The sequence below is a fragment of the Mycobacterium sp. D16Q13 genome (assembly GCF_002013375.1).
In the GTDB taxonomy this organism is placed as follows: Bacteria; Actinomycetota; Actinomycetes; order Mycobacteriales; family Mycobacteriaceae; genus Mycobacterium.
Genome location: NZ_MAEW01000003.1, coordinates 673,076 through 688,588, shown reverse-complemented (window position 1 = coordinate 688,588; position 15,513 = coordinate 673,076). Strand labels below are relative to the sequence as shown.

16 protein-coding genes and 1 pseudogene are annotated in these 15,513 nt (G+C 64.4%); 11 read left to right on the top strand and 6 right to left on the bottom strand.

Going from position 1 to position 15,513, the window contains the following annotated elements:
- The first annotated feature begins 99 nt into the window (after window positions 1-99).
- Genes B4400_RS06035 through B4400_RS06020 form a run of 4 tightly spaced genes read left to right on the top strand, consistent with a single transcriptional unit; the run spans window position 100 to window position 3,059 of the window.
- A complete protein-coding gene (locus tag B4400_RS06035) occupies window positions 100-861 on the top strand; it encodes a maleate cis-trans isomerase family protein (RefSeq protein ID WP_078307211.1) in 762 nt (253 codons plus the stop codon).
- Window positions 854-1,585, top strand: a complete 732-nt coding sequence (locus tag B4400_RS06030; RefSeq protein WP_078307212.1) for a maleate cis-trans isomerase family protein — start codon at window positions 854-856, stop codon at window positions 1,583-1,585. Before B4400_RS06035 ends, B4400_RS06030 begins: the two co-directional genes overlap by 8 nt.
- Window positions 1,582-2,274 (top strand): GntR family transcriptional regulator, encoded by a 693-nt coding sequence (locus B4400_RS06025; RefSeq protein WP_078307213.1) that lies wholly within the window; start codon window positions 1,582-1,584, stop codon window positions 2,272-2,274. Before B4400_RS06030 ends, B4400_RS06025 begins: the two co-directional genes overlap by 4 nt.
- A gap of 29 nt (window positions 2,275-2,303) precedes the next feature.
- Window positions 2,304-3,059, top strand: a complete 756-nt coding sequence (locus B4400_RS06020; protein ID WP_078307216.1) for an isocitrate lyase/PEP mutase family protein — start codon at window positions 2,304-2,306, stop codon at window positions 3,057-3,059.
- Here B4400_RS06020 and B4400_RS06015 read toward each other — a convergent pair.
- Window positions 3,056-3,994 carry a hydrogen peroxide-inducible genes activator gene (locus tag B4400_RS06015; RefSeq protein WP_078307218.1) on the bottom strand — a complete coding sequence of 313 codons (939 nt, stop codon included), beginning with the start codon at window positions 3,992-3,994 and terminating at the stop codon, window positions 3,056-3,058. The two genes, B4400_RS06020 and B4400_RS06015, sit on opposite strands and share 4 nt — an antisense overlap.
- A gap of 96 nt (window positions 3,995-4,090) precedes the next feature.
- Here B4400_RS06015 and B4400_RS06010 point away from each other — a divergent pair, with 96 nt between their 5' ends.
- A complete protein-coding gene (locus B4400_RS06010; RefSeq protein WP_046255069.1) occupies window positions 4,091-4,678 on the top strand; it encodes a peroxiredoxin in 588 nt (195 codons plus the stop codon).
- Between the two features lies 1 nt (window position 4,679).
- On the top strand, window positions 4,680-5,207 hold the full coding sequence (locus tag B4400_RS06005; protein WP_078307219.1) for an alkyl hydroperoxide reductase: 528 nt from the start codon (window positions 4,680-4,682) through the stop codon (window positions 5,205-5,207).
- 60 nt (window positions 5,208-5,267) lie between these two features.
- Here the strand turns inward: B4400_RS06005 and B4400_RS06000 are convergent, their stop codons facing one another.
- The 4 genes from B4400_RS06000 to B4400_RS05985 all read right to left on the bottom strand — a co-directional run bounded on the left by B4400_RS06000 (window position 5,268) and on the right by B4400_RS05985 (window position 10,758).
- A complete protein-coding gene (locus tag B4400_RS06000; RefSeq protein WP_078307221.1) occupies window positions 5,268-5,996 on the bottom strand; it encodes an isochorismatase family protein in 729 nt (242 codons plus the stop codon).
- 63 nt (window positions 5,997-6,059) lie between these two features.
- Window positions 6,060-9,245: a bifunctional cytochrome P450/NADPH--P450 reductase gene (locus B4400_RS05995; protein ID WP_078307229.1), complete on the bottom strand. Its 3,186-nt coding sequence runs from the start codon at window positions 9,243-9,245 to the stop codon at window positions 6,060-6,062.
- A 182-nt stretch (window positions 9,246-9,427) separates the two neighbouring features.
- Window positions 9,428-10,174: a cutinase family protein gene (locus tag B4400_RS05990; protein ID WP_078307231.1), complete on the bottom strand. Its 747-nt coding sequence runs from the start codon at window positions 10,172-10,174 to the stop codon at window positions 9,428-9,430.
- A gap of 95 nt (window positions 10,175-10,269) precedes the next feature.
- Window positions 10,270-10,758 (bottom strand): DUF4383 domain-containing protein, encoded by a 489-nt coding sequence (locus B4400_RS05985; protein WP_078307233.1) that lies wholly within the window; start codon window positions 10,756-10,758, stop codon window positions 10,270-10,272.
- Window positions 10,759-10,857: 99 nt separating this feature from the next.
- Between B4400_RS05985 and B4400_RS05980 the strand changes: the two genes are divergently transcribed.
- Together B4400_RS05980 and B4400_RS05975 are read left to right on the top strand one after the other, a co-directional pair.
- Complete coding sequence (locus B4400_RS05980) at window positions 10,858-11,532, top strand: TetR/AcrR family transcriptional regulator (RefSeq protein ID WP_078307235.1); 675 nt, start codon at window positions 10,858-10,860, stop codon at window positions 11,530-11,532.
- A 295-nt stretch (window positions 11,533-11,827) separates the two neighbouring features.
- On the top strand, window positions 11,828-12,796 hold the full coding sequence (locus B4400_RS05975; protein ID WP_078307237.1) for an acyl-ACP desaturase: 969 nt from the start codon (window positions 11,828-11,830) through the stop codon (window positions 12,794-12,796).
- A 27-nt stretch (window positions 12,797-12,823) separates the two neighbouring features.
- Here B4400_RS05975 and B4400_RS05970 read toward each other — a convergent pair whose 3' ends face one another.
- Window positions 12,824-13,285, bottom strand: coding sequence for an Hsp20/alpha crystallin family protein (locus tag B4400_RS05970; RefSeq protein WP_078307239.1), 462 nt, complete (start codon window positions 13,283-13,285; stop codon window positions 12,824-12,826).
- Between the two features lie 217 nt (window positions 13,286-13,502).
- Here B4400_RS05970 and B4400_RS05965 point away from each other — a divergent pair, with 217 nt between their 5' ends.
- The 3 genes and pseudogenes from B4400_RS05965 to B4400_RS24830 form a co-directional block, all read left to right on the top strand.
- Window positions 13,503-14,162: a VC0807 family protein gene (locus B4400_RS05965; RefSeq protein ID WP_078307241.1), complete on the top strand. Its 660-nt coding sequence runs from the start codon at window positions 13,503-13,505 to the stop codon at window positions 14,160-14,162.
- Between the two features lie 20 nt (window positions 14,163-14,182).
- Entirely contained in the window at window positions 14,183-14,851 is a 669-nt protein-coding gene (locus tag B4400_RS05960; RefSeq protein ID WP_078307243.1) for a VC0807 family protein, read from the top strand.
- 44 nt (window positions 14,852-14,895) lie between these two features.
- Window positions 14,896-15,456: pseudogene (locus B4400_RS24830) on the top strand (VC0807 family protein); the annotation flags it as partial.
- Window positions 15,457-15,513: the final 57 nt, after the last annotated feature.

Genomic DNA, 15,513 nt, shown 5'->3' with positions numbered 1-15,513 from the left:
TTGACACCGTAGGGAGATATCGTATGATTGTCAACAATCTGAGTGATGATCAGCTCTGGCTCAGGCGCGAAGCGATGCTGCGAGTGTTAGGCCCTGCCGGTGGATCTTTCGTCACTTCCCGACTTCGCGGAGTCGGCCGATCAGCGAGGCATCGGCGTCATCGCCCCCTTTGATCTCGCGCTGGAGCGTGAGCTGTGGCGGTGGATTCCTGCTGAGGTGTCTCTACATCTCGCCCGCACGCCATACGAGCCGGTGCCGGTGAGCCGGGCCATGGCGGAGCTGGTGTCCAACACCGGTCACCTGCAGGCGGCCACCCGCGACGTGTTGCATGTAGAGCCGGAAGTCGTTGCATACCTGTGTACTTCGGGAAGCTTCATCCGTGGCGTCGAGCATGAGCGGGAACTGGTTGAGGCCATCATGGCGGCCGGAGCCAAGTCGGCCGTCACCACCTCGGGGGCGTTGGCCGAGGCGGTGACCGCGCTGAACATCAACCGAATCAGCGTCATCACTCCGTACGACGCCGAGCTGACCGAACTGCTGGCGAAGTTCTTGGGGGAGTTGGGCGTCACGGTGGTGCGCACCGACCATTTGGGCCTGGGCGGGGGCATCTGGAAGGTCAACTACCGCACCGTCGCCGAGCGGATCCTGGCCGCCGATACCGACGATGCCGAGGCGATCTTCGTCAGTTGCACCAATCTGCGCACCTATGACGTGATCGACCCGTTGGAGCGCCTGCTCGGTAAGCCGGTGCTGACGGCCAACCAACTGACCATCTGGGCCTGTCTTGACCGGATGAGTCTTCCCATGATGGGGCCCGGCAGGTGGCTCCGCGATGTCTTCGGAGGAGGTTCGAGTGAGTAATACGCGTCCAACGGTGGGGTTCATCTACCCGGACCACGCTGCCGAATCGGACTATCCGCTGGTGGCGCGTCAGCTGGATATGAACTTTCCCGTCGTGCACATCTACGGCACGGACTTGCACGCGGTTCCCGAGCTGCTCGATCTGGGCGGTTCGGAGAGGCTTGCGGAGGGCGCGCGGCTGCTGCGCCCGCACGACCCGGGTGCTGTCGTATGGGCGTGCACCTCGGGCAGCTTCGTGTACGGCCCGCAGGGCGCGGCAGATCAGGTAGCGGGCCTGTCGGAGCGCAGCGGCACCCCGGCGTCCAGCACGTCCTTCGCTTTCGTCAATGCCGCTGCCGCACTCGGAGTTTCGAAGGTGGCGGTGGCGGCGAGCTATCCGCGCGATATCGCCGAGCTGTTTGTCGCCTTCCTGGCCGCCCACGATATAGAGGTGGTGGCGATGGGGGAGGCGGGCATCGATACCGCTGCCGAAGTGGGCCGTCTCACGGCGGACCAGGTCGACGAGCTGGCGGCTGCCAATGACCACCCCGATGCCCAGGCGCTGCTGATCCCCGACACCGCCATGCACACCATCGCACACGTCGAGCGGCTCGAATCGCGGCTGGACAAGGCGGTATTGACGGCAAACCAGGTGACGGTGTGGGAAGGTTTGCGATTAATCGACGAGGTGCCCGAGGCGGGCACGGCTCCGCATTTGGGCCGGCTTTTCAGGAGACGACAATGACCACGCTGGTACCTGAGGAGTTCGCTCCGCTGGAGCGGCAATCGACAGCCGAGCTGATCGCGGAGCGGCTGCGGATCGCGATCATGCGCGGGGTCCTGCCACCGGGTGCTCAGTTGGGGGAGTCCTCGCTGGCGGCGCAATTCGCGGTGTCCCGCGGACCGCTGCGCGAAGCCATGCAGCGCTTGGTGTCGGAGGGCCTGCTGCGCAGCGAGCGTAACCGCGGCATCTTCGTCATCGAGCTGACCGACGAAGATGTCCTCGACGTCTACCGGTCGCGGGCCGCCATCGAGCGAGCGGCCTTGGAGTGCATCATGTCCGGCGATACCGTCACCGCCTACCGGCGGCTGCTCGTGCCGGTGGCGGTGATGACGGAGGCCGCCACTCGAGGCGATATCGTCGCCGTGACCGACGCCGATCAGGACTTTCACGAGGTGCTGGTCGACTGCTCGGGAAGCCCGCGATTGCGCCGGGCGATGCGCACGCTGCTGCTGGAGACGCGGATGCTGCTGGGCGAGTTGCAGGGCACCTACCCGGACCTGCGGGAGCAGGTGCGGGAACACGAGGTGCTCTGCGCGGCGATCGGGGCAGGTGACGCGCCCGCCGCCTATCGGCTCATTGAGGAGCACATGCACGACGCGGTCGCGCGTCTCATGGCACGCCGTGGTTCCGCGGGCGCATCGGTGGAGTAAATCCGCATGGGGCAGGGTTGGATGTGGGCATGACCAACGACCTCGCCGCCAAGGCCACCCTGCTGAAGTCACTTCACGTGCCGGGCGATCCGGTATTTCTGCCGACGGTGTGGGATGCGTGGTCCGCGCGGCTCGCGGCGGATGCCGGTTTCGCCGCGCTGACAGTGGGTTCGCATCCGCTTGCCGATTCGGTAGGCAAGCCCGATGCGGAGGGGATGTCCTACGAGGACGTGCTGGACCGGGTCTCGCAGATCACCGCCGCTGTCGATCTGCCGGTGTCGGTGGACATCGAGTCGGGCTATGCGCAGACACCCCGGCGACTCATCGAGGGACTGATCGAAGCGGGCGCGGTCGGTCTGAACATCGAGGACTCGGTGCACAGCGAGGGCGGCCGGATCCGTGAGCCGCAGGAACACGCCGATCTTGTTGGTGCACTTCGTGTTGCGGCCGACACGGCGGGCGTACCGGTGGTGATCAATGCACGTACCGACATCCTCTTGCGTCAGATAGGGGACGAGTCGGATCGCGTGGATCGGGCCATCGCGCGTCTCACCCTGGCCGCCGAGGCCGGTGCCGATTCGCTGTACCCGGTGGGCCGTCACGCTCCTGAGGTGCAGCGGCGCTTGACATCCGAGCTTCCGCTTCCAGTGAACGCGATCGCGGTGCCCGATGTGGACGACCCGGCGTCGTTCGGGCCTCTCGGGGTGGGGCGGATCAGTTTCGGTCCCTTCCTGCAGCGCGCGCTGTCGACGCGGGCCGAGGAGATCCTCGCGCGCTGGCGTTAGGCGGCCTCCGCCGAGACCGGGTGTACCGCCGCGACAAGGCGGGTCAACAGCTCGGCCAGTTTTCGGTAGGCATCCTCGCGGCCACTGATCGCGCGATACACCAGCCCGATCCGCCGCCCCGGGATCGGCGCCGCGAAGGTGGCGGTGGCCAGTCCACCACTCGCGGTCTCGGCGGTGACGGCGGTGCCCGGGATGAGGGTGACCCCAAGGCCGCCCTCGACGCATTGCACCGCGGTGGCCAGTGAGGCCGCGCGGGTGTGGCCGAGATCGGGTCGCACCCCGGCGAGTTGGCATACCTCCAGGGCTTGATCGCGCAGGCAATGTCCCTCATCCAGCAAAAGCAGCGGCATCTCAGCGAGCACCGCAGGATCGACCGCATGGCTTCCGGCGAGCGGATGTCCTGTCGGCAGTGCCAACACAAAGTCCTCCCGGTACATGGGAATCTCCGCCATACCGGGAGTTTGCGCTGGCAATGCCATGACTGCGACGTCCAGTGACCCGTCGGCCAGGGATCGCAAGAGCCGTACGGTCTGGTCCTCGGTGACCCGCAGGGACATCTCCGGGAACTCGCGGGACAGGCCGCTGAGCACCATCGGCAGCACATAAGGAGCCACGGTGGGGATCAGGCCGAGTCGCAGGGTTTGCGCGAAGGGATCGCGCACGCCGCTTGCGGCAGCGGTAAATTCGTCGACCGCATCCAGTGCCGCGGTGGCCCTTTCCAGCAATGTCTCCCCTTCGGGGGTGAGCAACACCTTGCGGGTGTTGCGTTCGACGAGCCGCACGCCCAGCCCCTCTTCGAGCATGGACAGGGCCTGCGAGAGCGAGGGTTGACTGACTCCAAGCTCGGCCGCAGCGCTGCCGAAGTGGCGTTTACGGGCGATAGCCACAAAGGCGCGCAGGCCGACCACTGTCGGCTGATAACTACGATCGGACATACCTATCAATATAGTGCCAACAATCACGTTTTGTTTTTGAAAGATTTCCGGCACGATGGTGCCAGTAAGCATTCAGCGAATACGTGAAGGAGAATCGTGACTCTGCGGACCATCGGCGATGAATTCCCGGCCTACAACCTGACTGCGGTCATCGGCGGCGATCTGTCGAAGGTGAACGCCCAGCAGCCGGACGACTACTTCACCACCGTCACCAGCGACGACCACCCCGGCAAGTGGCGTGTGATCTTCTTCTGGCCGAAGGACTTCACCTTCGTGTGCCCCACCGAGATCGCCGCCTTCGGCCGTCTGAACGACGAGTTCGCCGATCGCGACACCCAGGTTCTGGGCGCATCGGTGGATAACGAGTTCGTGCACTTCCAGTGGCGGGCACAGCACGAGGACCTCAAGACCCTGCCGTTCCCGATCCTCAGCGATCTCAAGCGCGAGCTGGCCGAGGCGTCCGGCGTGCTGAACTCTGATGGTGTCGCCGACCGCGCGACCTTCATCGTCGACCCCGACAACATCATCCAGTTCGTCTCCGTCACAGCGGGTTCGGTGGGCCGTAACGTCGACGAGGTGCTCCGCGTGCTCGACGCACTGCAGTCCGATGAGCTGTGCGCCTGCAACTGGCGCAAGGGCGACCCGACGATTGACGCGGGCGAGCTGATGAGCGCGGGCGTCTGACATGGGTGTTGACAACCTGAAAGAGGCGCTGCCCGAGTACGCCAAGGATCTCAAGCTCAACTTGGGCACGGTCGCCCGTGGCACCGTACTCTCACCGGCTCAGCTGTGGGGCACTCTCGTCGCGACAGCGGCGGCCACCCGCAACGAGCAGGTGTTCAAGGAGATTCGCGAAGAGGCCGCGACCGTCCTGTCGCCCGAGGCACTCGACGCCGCGCTCGGTGCCGCCTCGATCATGGCGATGACCAACGTGTTCTACCGCGGGCGGGGCTTCCTCGATGGCGCCTATGACGATCTGCGCCCGGGTCTGCGGATGAACATCATCGGTAACCCCGGCGTCGACAAGGCGGAGTTTGAGCTGTGGTCCTTCGCGGTATCGACCATCAACGGCTGTCACTTCTGCGTCGGATCACATGAGAAGGTGCTGCGCGAGGCTGGACTGACCCGCGAGCAGATACTCGAGGCGCTCAAGATCGCGGCGATCGTCTCGGGCGTCGCCCAGGCGCTGGCCACGGTGCCCGCGCTGGTCTAAGCACAAGACATAAGGCCGCCCGCGTGTGATGCGGGCGGCCTTATGTCGTGCCGTCAACTGTTACGAATTATCCAGTGCCGCTAGCGCTGACCGGGTGTTCAGTATTCGCGCGGTGCGCTCCGCACACCAGGCAAGCGCCTGGTTGTGCCCCGTGGAGGTGTAGTCCGCCACGGCATCGGAGACGATGAATGCCTGGATGTCGTTCTGGACCGCATCGGTGGATGTCGCGGTGATCCCCGAGAAGGCGTAGACGCCGACGATGATCAGCTGATCCCGGTTGGCATTGCGCAGAATCTCTAACAGTTCAGAGCGGAAGAACTCGCTGTACTTCCATTTCGCCAGAACGGTATCCGTCGCCGCCGGCCCGATGGGATCGACAATCGCCCGCTCGGCGTCATCGTCTGGCATGCCGGGTCCGTAGAGCTGGCCGAAGAGCCCACGCTGTTCCGGTGTCATGCCCCCCGGCTGCGCGGAGTAGAGCACCGGCACATCGTGGGCATGTGCGGTGTCGAGCAGGCTCTTGATGTTCTTCAGTACGGTCGCGATGGGATCAGCTTGCGGCGTATAGGCCTTCACGAAGTAGTGCTGCATGTCGTGGACCAGCAGGACGGCGCGGCTCGTTTCCAGATTCCAGGGCGCGCTTTTCGCGGGTATGTCAATGGTGCTGAACGGGTACGTAATCGACCCGGTGGGGCGAACGTCGGCCGTGGCGCTCCCGGCGGCGGTCAGGCCCAGTGCTGCGGCCGGCAGGGCCAAGGAACCGGAACGAAGGAAGGTGCGTCTACGCATCGGGTTACTCTCCCACTTGACCGCAGGCAACGGAATGGAGGGCAGGGTTGGCCGTAGTAGGCCTCACTCCGTCCAGACATCCTCGACATAGCGGTCGGCCTCGACGAGCTCGATGAGCCAGTCCCGGGCCTGGGACTCGTTGGCGCCGGTGTGTTCCCGGTAGATCTGCAAGAAGGCATCGCGAACGGTGGGGGCCATTTTGCCGCCATCGCCGCAGACATAGACGTGCGTCTGCTTGGCCGGGTCGCCCAGCAGATCCCAGATGTCGCGCGCGTCGGCGGCGATCCGGTCTTGCACGTACTTGACACCGTTCTCGGCGGCGCGGGAGAACGCCGGGCGCATCTGGACTACACCTGATTGTTCGGCTGCCGCGAACTCGTCCCGGAAGAGGTAGTCCACTTCCGGGTGCCGGACGCCGAAGAAGCAGAGTGCTGGGGCAAAGGGCTCACCAGCGCTCTGCGCGGCCAGCCGGTCACCGACAAATCCCCGGAACGGTGCCACACCGGTACCGGCGCTGACCAGGATGACATTTCGGGAGGGGTCGGCCCCGGCGCGGAATGCTTGCCGCGCCTGGTCGACGCGTGCCCGGATTTGTTGTCCCGGTGTGACGTTGGCGAGGTAGTTGGATGCCACTCCCTGGAAATCCCCGTACCCGGATCGGGCCGGAGCGTCGAGCACGCTGACCACCAGCTCGACAATCCCCGGACTCTGCCGTGCCGAGGAGGCTATGGAGTAGTGCCGCGGTGTCATCGGCTCGAACAGCTCCAGCAGCTCGGCGCGGGACAGCTTAGTGGCGGGGAATTCCATGAGGCAGCCCGCGATACCGAGCGAGCGGGTCTCCGGATGTTCGGCGAGCGCCGCCAGCGCGGACCGTTCCGGCGGGCAGGGATTGGCCGCCGCGAGCCGCAGCAGCTGCGTTCGGGTGGCCGGCTTGCGTAGTTCGAGGAAGTGGGTGAGCAGTTCCCGCACGCTTACTTCGCGGTCCAGCGCGATGGCCCGCCGGGTGTTACGCCGGGTATTGACGGAGATACGCCGATCCAGGATGAGGCCGAGCAGTTCTCCGGCGGCGTCCACTACTTCAGGCTGGTTATCTGCGAGGACTGTGAGATGGTCTCCGGTGCGGTATTCGACGCCATCAGGCAATGCGACGCGTACCAGCCGCTTGGCCTGTCCCAGTGCGTTGTTGGCGCTGACCAACTCCCGATTCTCCAGGACGGTCATCGGCATCACCTCGAACCGGGCGTCGAGAGCCGCCGTTACCGGGCCGTCGATGGCGCGTAGTTCGTAGAGGGGCCCCTCGGTGGGGCCGTCAAGAGCATCCGCACCGGCGACTGCGCCCAACGAAGTCCAGAGGGCCTGCGAGAAGGACTCGACGTTGCCCGCGAAATCGCCGGAAGTGTCTGCCTCACCTCGGGGCAGAATCGACGTACCACCGAGCGCGGCGAGGCGCTCATCGATTTTCCTCGGCACCGCCTGGTAGGTCTCAGCCCAGTTCCGGTCCCCGACACCCAATACCGCGAAGCGCAGCCCGCTGTCCGCGCGAGCCTCCGCGCTCTCGAGCCACGCGAGAAACTGACGGGCGTCGTCAGTCGGTTGACCGTTGTAGGACGCGGCGACCACGACCATGACGCTCTCGCGGGGCAAGGCTCGTGTCGCTTCATTCAGGGGGGCGACGGTCGTGTGGTAGCCAAGGTCGGAGGCTTCCTCGGCCAGCTGATGTGCCAGTGCTCGACAGGTGCCGAGATTGGACCCATGGAAGACGGTCAGTGCCGACCCCGGTGCGGCGGCCGCCGCCGGTTGCAGCGTCTCCTGCGGTGTGACGGCGGTTGTCGCGGCACGCTCATGCTGGCGGTCGTGGGAAGTGCGCCGCGCCAAGCCAATCCGAAAGCCGACCGGTTTCCGGAGGAGATCGCTGTGAGTGCGCAGCTGGTAATGCTCGGCGTCGATAAAGCGGTATCGGTGTACCAGCGTTGCCAGGGTCATTGTCGCCTCGTGCAGCGCGAACTGCCGCCCGATGCAGGACCGGGCGCCGGTGCCGAAGGGCTTGAACAGGTTCACCGGCCGCCCGGCCGATTGTTCCGGTGAGAACCGGTCCGGGTCGAAGATCTCCACGTTGTCACCCCATTGCGGCTGCCGGTGCAGCGCGGTGGTGAGGACGGTGACAACCTCGCCCTTCTGCACCGGGTAGCGCCCCGCGAGCAGGGTGTCTTCCGTGGCCATCCGGTCGAATTCACGGACCGGAGGTGAGAGCCTCAATGTCTCGTCCACGACCTGGCGGATGTAGCGGAGCTTGCCGATCTCGTCGAACGTCGGGGTGTGTTCGTCTCCCGGCCCGAATAGCGCGTCAACTTCGGCCTGCGCCCGGTGGAGCACGGCAGGGTTTTTGACCAGGCTGTAGAGCGCGGTCGGCATCACCGTGGAGGTGGTGTCCTGCCCGGCGATCAAGAACGTCAGGACCTGAGAATGAACGCTGCTCAGCTCCAGCGCCGGAGTCTCGGGGGTACCGGGCGCGAGCATGAGCCCGAGGAGGTTCTCATGCTCGTCGGCACCGTTGCCCTGCCGGGCGATGAGCTCATCGATGAAGGTATGCAGCTTGTCGTGCTCGGCCCTGAACAGATCCTGATTGCCGCCTCCCGGAGCCAGTAGTTGTTGTAGCGCAACGGCGAAACTCGCCGGAACCGCGGCAAGGCCGTCGTGCTGGTAGGAGTCGAACCTCGCCCCGAACCCGGCCAGCCCGACCGTGTCCATGGCGAGCTTGCCCAGATCTTCAGCCACGTCCACGAGGTGCTCGCCGGCGCTCCCGTCCCACCGGGCCAGCAGCTGACGGTTGATGTCGAGCATGGCGGGGTGGTAGTTGCGCAGGCCGCTAAAGCTGAAGCCGGGCAGCAGAACATCGTGGGCTGTCTGCCAGTTCGGCTCACCCGGATAGGCGGTGAACAGCCCGTCGCCCGCCAGCGGGCGGAACCGGTCCAGCCGATCGGTAATGCCCTTGATGAACCGGGTCTCGTCGCATAGCTCCTCGACAAGGGCCAGTGAGCAGGCGTAGAGCCGACGCGAAACCCCGAAGTCCGCATAGAAGAGCGGCCCGAGCTCTTCGACAAGCAGATCGGCGGGCAGGGCATAGGGGCGCCCGGGTAGTGGACCGGGTGGCAGCGGGTGCCCGTCGGCGCAGGGAATGCCCGTGATCTCCGGCGGGCGTGCGGGTGCCGTGTATTCGCCCGGCTCTACCACGCGAGTATCGCCGCTCATCTGCGCTTCCCCTTCACTCGCACGGGTGTAGTCGGTCGTCTACACTCTGGCCATCCACGACTGTACACATGCGACTACAGTCCAGGCAATGCCGTGGTTGGGGTGGTCCGATTGTCCTGCGTCGGGGCGTGAGCGCACGCGGTAACCGGTGAAATGACTACCCCCGATGCGGGGGCCGTCGGTTACGCGCTGGGGGAGCAGGTTGTGGAGGCGTCGGATGATTCGCTGCTCACGCAACGGTTTCCCAGGACGGCGACCAGTCGCTGGACCACCGTGTCCGCCGCGCCGTCGGTGAGCTTGTCCTTGGCGTAGGTGGTGTGCGAGATGATGTCCCCGCCCTGCGGATCGCAGAAGAAGTCTCCGGGGTTGCAGACGTCAATCACCTTGGGCAGCAGGTCTTCGCGGACCGTTAGGTTCGCGTCTACACCGGGCGGCCGGATGTTCTTGGGATCGCCGAACAGAACGATGGAGACGATGCGCTGCTCGAGTCCGGCGGGCAGAGGATTGGTCAGGGCGTAGGTCCCCGGCGGGGTGTTCCCCAGCAGCACATCCACGACCGCCGCGCCCTGCGCGTACCCGCCGACCACGAACTTCATCTTCGGGCAGTCGGCGGCGGTTTTCTGGATGTGCTTGCTCAGGTCGTCCGATCCCTTGCCGGCCTGAAGGAAGTCGATGCTCGCGGGGTAGTCCACGCCATAGGTGGAGATGCTCATCCCCTTGGCGCCCTGGAGTCGCTTCTTCACGGCGTCGGTGAACAGCTTGCCGACATCGCCCAGGCCCGCAGGCTCATTGGTGCCGCGCGCGAAAGACAGGTCGATATCGGCACAGCTCTCCGCGTGGGCCATCTGCGGCGACTGCAGCCCGTGCCCACCGAACAGCACCAGGAAGGCGGCCGCCGCGGCCGCTGCGCGACACATTGCGGTTCGCATCACTGCACCTTTCGTGACGTGCGCGGCTCTCGCGACTGGTCGTTGAATCACCCAAACTACCGATGGTTCGATGACGCTGCCCAATGGCCGAGCCGTTAGGGGGCCGGCACCGCTCGAGCGGGCTGCCGGGCTCCACCGACGACCCCGTACACCGCGATGGAGGCCAGGATCAGGCCCTCGGCGCCATGAACCCAGTTAGCGACGGTGTCGACGGCCATCACGCTGCATACGCTCATGCCGCCCACCAGGCACACCACCGTCATGCCCCAGTAGATGAGCGCGGTCGCGGCGGCATAGCGAATAGCGCCGATGCGCGTGCGGACGGCCAAGAGGCCGGCGACACCGGTAGCGAGGTGGAAGAGGGCGTGCCATCCGTTGACCGCCACGGGGATAACCCCGAACGCATAGAAGGAGGCCGAGTACATCGAGTACATCGAATGCGTCGAATGCGTCGGGAAGTCCTGGTTGATCATCAGACCGAGAGGTCCGTTGCTGGTGAACCACACGGCCATCAGGAAGGCCAGAAACTGAACCCTGGTGGTGCAGACGTCCTGGATGTAACGAGTAAACGCAGCTCTCGACATGTGCTCTCCTCGGCATAAGACATTGAGACAATTTACATGTCTTTGTTTCTCCAGTATTGTCAGAAGCTCCGCGGGGTGACAAGGGAGCGCGTAACGCAAGTGACTAAGGACACACTGCTCACTACGCTGGCCTCGGTCGATCCGGCGGCGCTGCAGCTACCCGGTGACCTCGACGAGCTCACCGAGCGGGTGCTGGCGGCCGCGTCCGAACAGATCGCGGTGGCGGGCTGGCGCCGATCCACGGTCGACGACGTGGCGAAGCGGGCTGGGCTGAGCCGCGCGACGGTCTACCGGAGATTTCCGAACAAGAAGGCCCTCACTGAGGCGGTCGTGTACGCCGAATTGCGTAAGTACATGGCCGGCGTGGCCTCGCGTATCGAGGGGCGCACGATGACGCTGGCCGATCGCATGGCCGAAAGCTCTTCTTATACTGTCGAATTCATTCTTGACCACCCGCTTCTGCGGAGGTTGTTGGAAACCGAACCTGAGTCGATCCTGCCGGCTCTCACGACAGATGCCGGGCCGCTTGTCGAGGCATTCCGGGAATTCTGCGCAAGTCTCTGGAAAGTCGAAATCTATGGTGATGCAACGGTTTCGCCACAGGTCATGATGCATCTGCGCACAGTTGCCGAGCTGCATGTGCGGATCGCACTGTCGTTGATTCTCACCCGGCAGACCGTGATAGAGCTCGACACCGCCGAACAAGCTCAAGGTTTCGCGCGCGACTACCTCGCTCCGATGTTGGACACTGGCCCCGGCCTGAAATCGACATAAGGTGCCACGGGTCCACCGCATGCGATCGCACGTTTTCGGTAGTGGGCCGCGACACGGCCGAATTAGTGATGTTGCTCTCACCGGGTTAGGGTGCTGGGAAGCCGGTTCGAATATCGGATCTGTAGCAAGCCGTTGCCCAGTTGTGGGGCCCAAACAGGCATGGTGGCCCGTCCGGTTGTGCGGTCGGGGCGGACGTTGCAGGCAATCAGTCGTGACTGACGGGCACATCAGGCATTGCTCAGATTAAGTTACCCTGTCCGTGAGCTCGGGGTTCCAACGCGAAAGACAAGGTGAAATGTCTAGAGAGCTGACCGACCTTGAGATGCTCAGCGATTTGGAACCGATTGCTGAAGCTAACCTCAACCGGCATTTGTCGGTCACCACGGAGTGGCACCCGCATGACTACGTTCCCTGGGACCGGGGCCGCAATTTCGCGCAAATGGGCGGGGAAGATTGGGATCCGGAGCAGTCGCAGCTAAGCGAGGTCGCCAAGGCGGCGATGATCACCAACCTCCTTACCGAGGACAACCTGCCGTCCTATCACCGTCAGGCGGCCAAGTACTTCGGTCTCGACGGTGCCTGGGGTACCTGGGTGGGCCGCTGGACTGCCGAGGAGAACCGGCACGGCATCGTCATCCGCGACTACCTCGTGGTCACGCGCGGTGTTGACCCGGTGGCATTGGAACGTGCGCGCATGGAACACATGACAGCAGGCTTCGACACCACCGATGAAGAAGAGTCAGTACATAAGACCGATTTCCTGCTGTCGGTCGCGTACACCACGTTGCAGGAACTGGCGACTCGTGTCAGTCACCGCAACACCGGCAAGGTGTGCGATGACCCGGTCGCGGACCGGATGCTGCAGCGCGTCGCCGCCGACGAGAACCTGCACATGATCTTCTATCGCAACATGTGCAGTGCCGCACTGGATCTTGTGCCCGATCAGGCCTTGGATGCCATTGCCGCGGTGATCGAGAACTTCCGGATGCCCGGGCAGGGCATGCCCAACTTCCGCCGTAACGGCGTGCTGATGGCCAAGCACGGCATCTACGACCCGCGTCAGCATCTCGAAGAGGTTGTGACGCCGAATCTGCGTAAGTGGCAGATTTTCGAGCGCAATGATTTCAGCGCCAAGGGCGAACAACGACGCGAGCAGCTCGCCGCGTACGTGGAAGACCTTAAGTGCCAAGTGGTTAAGTTCGAAGAACAGCGCGACCGAATGCTGGCTCGTGAGGCGAAGAAGAGAGAAGCCCGCGCCGGATAGCGCGGGCCCCTCGTCTCGATTTACCGATTACCTGGTGATCTCGATCTTCTGCGCCTCTGCACTGGCGTACGCGCCGGCGATCTTGATGGTCAGGATGCCCGCGTCGTAGCTCGCCGAGATCGCGTCACCTGTGACATGGGTTGGCAGGGTGAAGGTACGCCGGAACGTGCCGTAACGGACCTCACGCAGCACGCGTCCTGTGTTGGATGCTCCCCGCGCAAGCGGCTCGTCGCCGGTCTGCGCGGCGCGCCCATCTCGACGCTCACCGGATACCACCAACGTGCCGCGCTCCACCTCGACCGTGACGTCCTTGTCGACGTCGACGCCGGGAAGATCGAGACGGACCAGGGCGTCATCCCCGTCCTTCGTGACCTCGGCGGCCGGAATGAAACCCGGGCTCGGCCAGCTGGTTGCCGGGCCGAAGGACTGGCGTACCAGCGCGTCGAACTCGGCGAACGGGCTGCGTCGTGTCCACACCACATTGCTCATAGCTCTCTCCTCATACAGGGCCGGAATCTCAACCGGCCGTCACTCGTACAAACTTGAGTGATCCCCGCTAAAGTTCCGGTTTCCGTACGCCGACGGCGAACGTGGCTCCGGGGGCAGCTCGCCTACTCCCTTCCGGGACTACTTCGGGAGTAATCGGTGGAGCGCCGGTGTTGCGCGCCAGCCCGGGATTCCCAGGTTGATCGCGTAGCCTCGCGCCGTGCCCGACCAGACCGGCGAAACCCAGAAGTCCTCCGCGCGTGAGGTGTTGCGACAGGTCCTGGTCAGTGTCGGGCCATCGTTGGGCACCTACTACGCGCTGCGCGCGCTGGGTCAGCCCGAGATTCACGCGTTGATTGCCGCCACGGTGGTTTCCGGCCTCCAGGTGCTCGTCAAGGTGGTGAAGAACCGTAAGTTCGACGTCCTGTCCGGCTTTCTGATGTTCAACTTCGGGCTGAGCCTGGTGATCGCACTCCTGACCTCCGATGCGCGCATGGCCCAGGTCTCCAACACCATTCCTGGCATCTTGCTTTCGCTGTTCTTCATCGGAAGCGCGCTGATCGGCAAGCCGCTGACCGAGCTAATGATCGCGAAGGCCCGGCCCGGGCGCATCGAAGAGATCGCGGCCGAGCACCATTGGACCGAGAACCACTTCCGGTCGTATTACCGGATGCATGTCCACGTGAGTTTCTGGTGCGGTGTCATCAGCCTGCTGCTCGCGGCGATCTCGATCGTCATTATTTACAGCTTCTCGGTGGATATCGCCCAGGCCGTCAACCAAATCTTTTCTCTGGTCACCACAATGGGCCTGATCATCGGCATCATTGTGGTCATCCGGCGTTACCTGCAGCGCATGACGTACGACTCGCCCGCGGCCTGACGAGCGGATACAGTCGCGCGGTGTCCCTGACCACCGAGCAGTCCGAAACCGAGAGCGGGATCTCGCCCCGCCAGCTCGTGATCGAGGGATTGCTCAACGTCGGGCCCGCCCTGTGTGCCTACTTCGGGCTGCGCCTGGCCGGATTCTCCGAACTGCACGCCCTCATGGCCGCCACCGCGGTCTCGGCCACCCAGGCATTGGTCAAGATGGCGTGGAAGCGGGCTCTGGACCCGGTTTCGCTGCTGGTGGTGCCGATATTCGGGGTCAGTCTCATCATGGCGTGGTTGACCCGCGACCCGCGCTTGTCGCAGGTCACCAACGAGGTGCCCGGCATGCTGCTGGCGACCTACTTCCTGGTGAGCGCGCTCATCGGTAAACCGCTGACGGAGCTGCTGGTCACCAAGCTATGGCCCGGCGGCGTGGAGAAACTAGCGGAGGAGCAGGGCTGGACCGATGAGGATCAGCGCTCGTACCACCGGCTGCATATCTATGTCAGCTTCTGGTGCGGGATCTTCAGTCTGCTGTTCTGCGCGCTGATGGTGGTGATCATCTACACCTTCTCCGTCGACGTCGTACAGGCCGTCAACCCGGTGGTGTCGATGCTCACCACGGGCGGACTCATCGTGGGTGTTGTCGTTGCCATCCGGATGTACCTGCGGCGCAAGGAACGGGCCCTCTCCGGCCGGTAGATCCACTTTCTCAGACTCTCTCAGATTGCGTCGGTACCGTCGCTGTGGTGAGTGGGTTGGGTAAGGGTGCAGGGAAATTCACGCTCGGGCACGCCTTGGTCAGCGCCGCGCTCGGCTTGGGAACGTACTACGGGATGCGCCTGCTGGGCGCCTCGGAGTTGCATGCACTGATGGCCGCGGCGGTGGTCTCGGCGTTGCGCGTCATCTACACAGCCGTACGGGACAAGCGCTTCGACATCGTCGCGGGATTCATCATGCTGATGCATGGCGCGACGCTCGTGGTTGCACTGTTGACCAGTTCACCGCAGCTGGCCCAGCTCACCCACGTCGTCCCGGTGGTGCTGTTCGGTTTGTTCTATATCGGCAGCTGCCTGACGAAACGGCCACTCACCGAAGTCATCATCGACCTGATCCGTCCGGGCTGGGTGGCACGTCATCACTGGGCCGATGCGGATCTGCGCGCCTATCACCGGATGCATGCGCGGCTATGCGTGATCGTCGGCACGCTGGAGTTGGTTCAGGCCGCGGTGATGACGGGCATCATCCTGAGGTACTCCGTTGACATCGCGCAGGTGGCCAACGGGCTATTGGCGACGGTCGGTAGCGCCGCACGGCTGGCGTTTGTGATCGCCGTGATTTGGGTTTTCCTGCGCCGTCGCGGG